This window comes from Dokdonella sp., from assembly GCF_035703485.1.
Classification (GTDB): Bacteria; Pseudomonadota; Gammaproteobacteria; order Xanthomonadales; family Rhodanobacteraceae; genus Dokdonella.
This window is the reverse complement of the sequence record NZ_DASSYD010000098.1, coordinates 1-6,696: the sequence shown is the minus strand read 5'-3', so window position 1 is coordinate 6,696 and position 6,696 is coordinate 1. Positions and strand designations below refer to the sequence as shown.

Sequence of the window (6,696 nt, the reverse complement as noted above, 5' to 3'; positions counted from 1 at the left end):
GTGGCGCAATCCACACGACACCTGTCTGCGCGCAGATCGCGGCGCACGGCTTGCCAAGGTATCCAGCCATCACGTCGCCACGCCGCACGACTGGCGGACCTTCTGAATGCCATGACGGTTGTGCTACTTGATCAGCGTTGCCTTGAGGAAACGCCATCTGGCTGTTCGCAAGCCCGGGCGTGCTCGCACAGAGCCAACCATAGCGTTGTTCAAGCAGGCTCGTTCGCCGGAACATCCTTCGAGGCGCTCTCCTGCAGTCCTTCGTCAGGCAACTCCATTGCTGGCAAGGCGAATCGCAGATAGGCTCCGGCCGACTCCATCAGTCCAGCGCCTTTGACATCCAGCGAGCAGGCCGAGGAAGGCCAGCGATGCGGATCTTCGGGCAAGGTCAGGCGAATCGATTCCGCATGACGCTCGAACAGTCCAGGCGTCAGCAATGAACTGTAAACGGCGGAATCTGCCGAGCGAATTGGCGACAGCAGAATGCCGCGGCGATCATTGATCGGATTGCCCTCCGCATCGAGCGCATTGATGCCGACCGGAAGCGACCGTCGCGCGAGCAACGATATGCCCGCATCAATTCGCGCCTCGTCATCTATGCGCATCCAGCGAATGACTCCAACCATCCAGTCAGGAGCCGCACCCCCACCATCGGCAACCGACAAACCGACCAACTCACCGATCTTCGCTCGCACCGCTTCACCAGGACCGCGCCGGTCCCAGAGCATCCGGTAGCCGCCAAATCCCTGATCCAGAACCCGTGCGTCGATGGGGTTCGAGCGCAGGGGGTCAACGCCTCCCTGCAGCCACGCCGCCGACGAATCACTGCCGGTCATCTGAATCGAGCTGCCACGAATGCGTCGCAGGAAGCTCTCGAAGTCTTCATTGCCGGCAAGGACATAATGCAGATCATGCAGGCCAATCACGGTTTTCAGATCATGACCGCCGGGCAAGCGCAAATCGCCACGTTCGCCATCGGAACCCCAGCCATCGACCAGCCGCTGGGTCAGTTCAATATCAACCTGGATTGCTGGCCCTCCTCGCAAACGAAAGGTAGCCACACGGACGCCAGGGGGCAGGTTTGCAATCTGGGATTCAATCAGTTCATGCACGCGACCCAGATCAATCGAAAGCACTCCCCCGGCCGCCGTCGCACGCTCTTCGGGCAAGTATCCGGGACCACTGTCGTTATCCAGATCAACCGCATAAGCGCGCGTCCCTGCCGATGATTTATCGTCGAGGTCGCAATAGGGCGCAAAAGTCGAGGTCAGCGCGATGACCTCAAGCAACTCCCGTTGCGTATAGCGATAGGGATTGGCCAGGGCCAGTAGCAGCGCGTGCGAGTATGCCGTCCGCGCGGTGATCGCTGCGCCGACGATACTGTCGTCAATGGCGCGATTGTCCAGACCCAGAGAGGCAATGAATCGATAGATGTCGTGAAGATCCTGCCAGGCACCGGGTGGGGGCGTTCGATAGAGCAAATAGGCCCGGTGCAGGCGCGCACCACCATGGATCAGGGCACGCACGGCCGCCATGGCAACCTGCTTGCGCCGCAACATGGGCGCATTGCCGTTGGGCGCGCAAAAGTCATGAAGAGCAAGTCGATAGCCCCGCGCCAGTTCGTTCTGGAACTTCTGGGCTAGGATGCCGAGCTCAGTGCGCTGTGGCGGCAACGGAAAGCTGGCACCGATGATCTGCTTCTCGACCAACGTGGCAAGCTGACATACCGGATTGCGCAGGATTTCCAGGGCTTCAAGGCGCTCGACTGGTGCAGTTCGCATGCGGTTCATCGCACGCAACGCTTCTACCAGCATGCGTGCGGTTGCCGAAAAATTGGCCAGCGGCAGAGACTCAACCCAAGCCCGTACCGAGCGTGCTTCGGTATTGAAATCACCTGCCTTGGACATTTGTCTATCGGGCAGATCACGCAAAAGACGTCGGTGTAGATCACTCATGGGCCAAACCGCTTGATGTTGCTAGACAGCGACGTTAGCAAAATTTCGCAGAGGACGTCGCATTCCGAATTCCAAACAAAACGCTCAGCGGCTTCGATTCAATGCCCCGCTGATCAGGCGGGCCATCACATGCTCCTTGACCGATTGCGGTCGTTCCAGATCCAGACGCTGCAACGCTTCGCGGTCGATCGCCCCCGGCGCGAGAATAGCCGACAGCAATTGCACCCAGCGGCGCGGCCGAGCGACTGAGGCTTTCAACCAGCTCAGGGCGGGAAGCAGTCTGAGTTCGACTGCATTGAAATCGCTGCCGAACGGATAGTCCGGCAACAAGCCCTGCGCCCGTGCCGGGTTCAATCGTGCGTGCAGCCTGGCCGCCGTGTTCTCCGCCCATTGCACGGGAATGCTGAAATTCGAGGGCAACTTGCGTGCCTGGATGGCGGCATCGACAAGCTCCCTGTGGAATCGTGCATCGCTGATTGCAATCATTGCCAGCACACACTCCTCGTCGGACTTTCCGCGAAGATCGGCGATGCCGTACTCGGTAACGTAGATATCGCGAAGGTGTCGAGGTATGGTCGTGTGACCGTAGTTCCAGCGAATATTCGAGCTTGCTTCGCCGTGCGCCTTGCGCGTTGAACGCAACATGAGGATCGAGCGCGCATCGTCCAGCGAATGGGCCATGGCAACGAAGTTGAACTGACCGCCGACACCGCTGACGACGCGGCCATCTTCAATCGCATCCGATGCGGCCGCACCCAGTGCCGTTGCGATCATGCAGGTATTGAAAAAGCGCGCGTCGCGTCGCTGGGCGATGCCCAATGACTCCTCACCCCGTTGCAGGCGATTGACTTCCGAGATCCGATTCATGGCCAGCCCGGTGTAGTCGTCGCCCTCGAGACTCGTCAACCAATCGTAGAACTCGCTTGAGCCGAGACAGAAGCCACCCTGCAAGTAACAACCTCCACGCAGTTTCCGTCCCTGGATCTTTTCGTCGAGAGCCTGGATTGCCGCCTCGTCATCCAGATTGTTCGGAATCCCGCTGCCATCGGCGAAAATCAGCTGACCGCCGCTCAGACGGACATCCCCGGATACGATGCCGAGCTCAACCAGTTCGGCCAGCGTGCCACTATCGAGCACCGCTGGAATCACCCTGGCCGCGCGCAATCGGTGCGCATCGCCGCGCACCAGGGTCTCGCCGAGGACATCATCGTTCAGCGCATCCTGCAAGGCAGAGTTCGCGTAGACCTTGCGGGTCAGAACGCCATTCCGGCGCAGGTGCATGAATCCGTCCATGATCATTTCACTCGATCCATGCAAGCCCAGATCCAGCACATCCTGACCACCTGCGACATCACCGCCAGAGGATCCGGCCAAACCTTGGCGAAGCGATTCGATCGTCCGGCGATAGTCCGGGTTTTGCTTGTGACGCAGGATCAACGCCTGCACCAGCGCATCGGATAGCGCGCCGATGCCGATTTGCAAGGTGCCACCATCCTTGACCAGGGTGCTCGCATGCAATCCGATTGCGTATTCGGCGTCATCGACGTCTTCGCGCGGCAAGGCAAACAGGCGCTGACTCAACGCGGGTGTATCAAGCACAATATCGAAGAGCTCCTCGCCCGCACCCACGTCGGCGTCCCCGCTCAGAAATGGAAGTTCGTCGTGAACCACACCAACAAAAAGTGGGCGCTTCGCGTCGGCCTCACGGATGCGATCAAGCAGATCAAGGGTGACATCGGGATTGCACGCCAGGCTGTATCGCGAATCGGCACCTTCGCCACGCCGAGCAACCAGTTGCGCAATGACATTGATGTCCGCGCGGACCAGATCACGCGCAACCGCTGTGTAATTCAAGCTGACATAGGCACGCTGTGCTTGTCGTGAACCGAGCATTGATCCCGATTGGAAATAGAATTCATGCACTCGCACATTGTGCGGAAGCGAATCGGTGCGCATCGCCTCAACATAGTCCAGATCCGGATAGTCATCGCCAAATTGACGCTGCAGGAAAGGCCCGGCAAATCGCCGCTCCAGATCACTCGACGCCTTTGGAACGGCGAGCGACAGCGCTGTGTGGATCGTCAGGCGGCGCGCAGGATCGGCTGCGATACGTCGATATAACGCATTGATCAGCCGATTCGGCTTGCCCAGTCCCAACGGAACGGCGAGCACGACATGTTCGCCGCAGGATTCGAGAATCCGTTCGACGCATTCGTTGATGTCGGCACATTGGCTGGTCATCGGCGTGGTTCGATCATCATGGGTCTGAGGCAGCATCCTACTGTGCCAGAAGCATCGATTGCGCATGAATTCGCACGAACGCGACTTCGTTCGGTATGATCGGCCCTGGGCGGAGGACACATATGACAGAGCGCTTCAAAATCGCGATCGTCGGATCTGGGCCGGGCGGCTTGTCAGCGGCAGCTCGTGCCGCCGAACGCAATGAGTCCCACGTACTCCTTGAAGCCGAGCCCCATCTTTCCAACACGATTTATCTTTACCAGAAGGGAAAATACGTCATGGACGAGCCCGGCATCCTGCCGCTGCGCTCGCCGATCCCCTTCGAAGCAGGCTTGCGCGAAACCATTCTCGGCGCCTGGGATGAGTCCACCGCACGGCTCAAGGTCAATGTTCGCCATCAGCATGAAGTCAGCGCAATCAAGCGTCGTGACGATGGCATCTTCGATATCAAATGCAAGAATGGACAGGCGTTTGAAGCCGAGGCAGTGGTGCTTGGCATCGGCCTGCAAGGCAACCTGCGCAAGCTCGGCGTCCCTGGTGAAGACCTGCCGTTCGTGCAATATCAGCTTGACGATCCGGAAGCCTACGAGGGTGAAACCATCGTCGTCGTTGGCGCAGGCGACGCCGCCATCGAGAATGCGGTGGCCCTGGCCAAACAGAATCACGTCGTCATCATCAATCGAAAAGACGAATTCGGCCGCGCCAAGAAAGGCAACGAAGCGGCGATCCTGAAAGCAATCGAAGATGGATCCATCGAGTGCTACTACACATCAACGCCAGAGAAAGTCGAGGCACTCAGTGCCGGTCGCAAGCCGGGTCGCATGATCCTGAATACGGCCAATGGTCGTGCCCAGATCCTGCTTGACCGGGTCATTGCCCGCCTCGGCGCAACCGCGCCGCGCGGATTCGTCGAAGGCTGTGGCGTGGTTTTCCCGAACAAGGATCCGGCTTCAGTGCCGGCCATCAGCGCCCAGTACGAATCCAACGTAAAAGGCCTGTATATCGTCGGCGCACTCGGTGGCTACCCGCTGATCAAGCAAGCGATGAACCAGGGCTATGAAGTTGTCGAGTACATCACCGGCAACGCGGTCGAGCCGGCTGACGCTCCTCTGCTCAAAGCCAAATTCACCAACCTGAAGGGAATCGGCAGCGTCGATCAGGCCCTCGCCCAGATCCAGAAAAACGTGCCTGTGCTATCGCATATCACGCCGTTGCAGATGCGCGAATTCATGCTCGACTCGGATATCCGCACACCCGCCGAAGGTGATGTGATCTTCGCGCTCAACGATTACACGAATAGCTTCTACTCCATCGTCGAGGGCGAGGTTCGCATTGCCGTTGACGGTCGCGCGGCACCGATCGTCCTTCGCCGCGGTGATTTCTTTGGCGAGATGAGCCTGATTTCAGGACGCCGTCGTTCGGCGACCATCTCAGCAGGACCAAATTGCGTGCTGGTCGAGACACCGCGCCGCTCCATGAACAAGTTGATCAATTCGGTCGAGGCAGTGAAAGCCGAAATCGACCGGGTTTTCATCGTTCGGGCCATCCAGTCACGCTTCGCGTCCGAAGCCAACGCCGAGCAACTGGCGGAAATGGCCTCGCACGCCACTCTGCAACGCTTCAAGGCCGGCGACTATGTCTTTCAGGAAGGTGATGAGGGCGACAGCCTGCATCTGGTTCGCGTTGGCTCATTGACGATTTCGCGCAACATTGGCGGCAAAGATATCGTGCTCACCTATGTCGCGGCCGGCAATTACGTGGGCGAAATGGCGTTGATGGGGGAATCGAGTCGGTCCGCGAGCGCAAGAGCAGCAATCGCCACCGAAACCATTCGCCTTGACGGTGAATCGTTCAAGAAGATGATCAACCGCATCCCCGCGCTCAAGTTGCGTCTGCAGAAAGAGTTCAAACAGCGAACATCGGCCAATCTGGCCATGCAGGCAATGCCGGGTGGTGGTGACATCATTTCGTTCCTGATGGCGCAAGGCGCAGGTGAAGCGACCGATATCCTGCTCATCGACGAATCGCTCTGTGTGCGCTGTGACAATTGCGAGAAAGCCTGTGCGGAAACCCATTCCGGCACGTCGCGGCTTGATCGGGAGGCTGGACCGACATTTGCAAACGTGCACGTACCAACGTCATGCCGACATTGCGAACATCCGCATTGCATGAAGGACTGCCCTCCGGATGCCTTGCGCCGCGCACCCAATGGTGAAGTCTTCATCAACGACAACTGTATCGGCTGTGGAAATTGCGTGCGAAATTGCCCGTATGGCGTGATCCACATGGCCAGCAAGCCACCCAAGAAGCCCGGCCTGCTGCAATGGCTGCTGCTGGGTCGCGGCCCAGGTCCCGGCGAGGCACCCTACGATCCCAATCTGCCCAAGGATCCAAAGGCAAAGAAGGCCGTGAAATGCGACATGTGCAAGGATCAGGCGGGAGGAGCGGCCTGCGTTCGCGCCTGCCCGACCGGCGCCGCCATCCGCATCAGCCCCGAGGA

3 protein-coding genes are annotated in these 6,696 nt (G+C 59.2%); 1 reads left to right on the top strand and 2 read right to left on the bottom strand.

Going from position 1 to position 6,696, the window contains the following annotated elements:
* Positions 1-209: 209 nt before the first annotated feature.
* Both VFN25_RS07395 and VFN25_RS07390 read right to left on the bottom strand, forming a co-directional pair.
* Complete coding sequence (locus tag VFN25_RS07395) at positions 210-1,955, bottom strand: hypothetical protein (RefSeq protein WP_325140395.1); 1,746 nt, start codon at positions 1,953-1,955, stop codon at positions 210-212.
* Positions 1,956-2,039: 84 nt separating this feature from the next.
* Complete coding sequence (locus VFN25_RS07390; protein WP_325140394.1) at positions 2,040-4,232, bottom strand: acetyl-CoA hydrolase/transferase C-terminal domain-containing protein; 2,193 nt, start codon at positions 4,230-4,232, stop codon at positions 2,040-2,042.
* Positions 4,233-4,318: 86 nt separating this feature from the next.
* Between VFN25_RS07390 and VFN25_RS07385 the strand changes: the two genes are divergently transcribed.
* Positions 4,319-6,696 (top strand): cyclic nucleotide-binding domain-containing protein (locus VFN25_RS07385; protein WP_325140391.1); only part of this gene is annotated, 2,378 nt, incomplete at its 3' end.

Excerpts from the sequence above, each read along its gene's own strand:
- VFN25_RS07395 (WP_325140395.1), bottom strand. The coding sequence starts at position 1,955 with ATGAGTGATCTACACCGACGTCTTTTGCGTGATCTGCCCGATAGACAA.
- VFN25_RS07390 (WP_325140394.1), bottom strand. The coding sequence starts at position 4,232 with ATGCTGCCTCAGACCCATGATGATCGAACCACGCCGATGACCAGCCAA.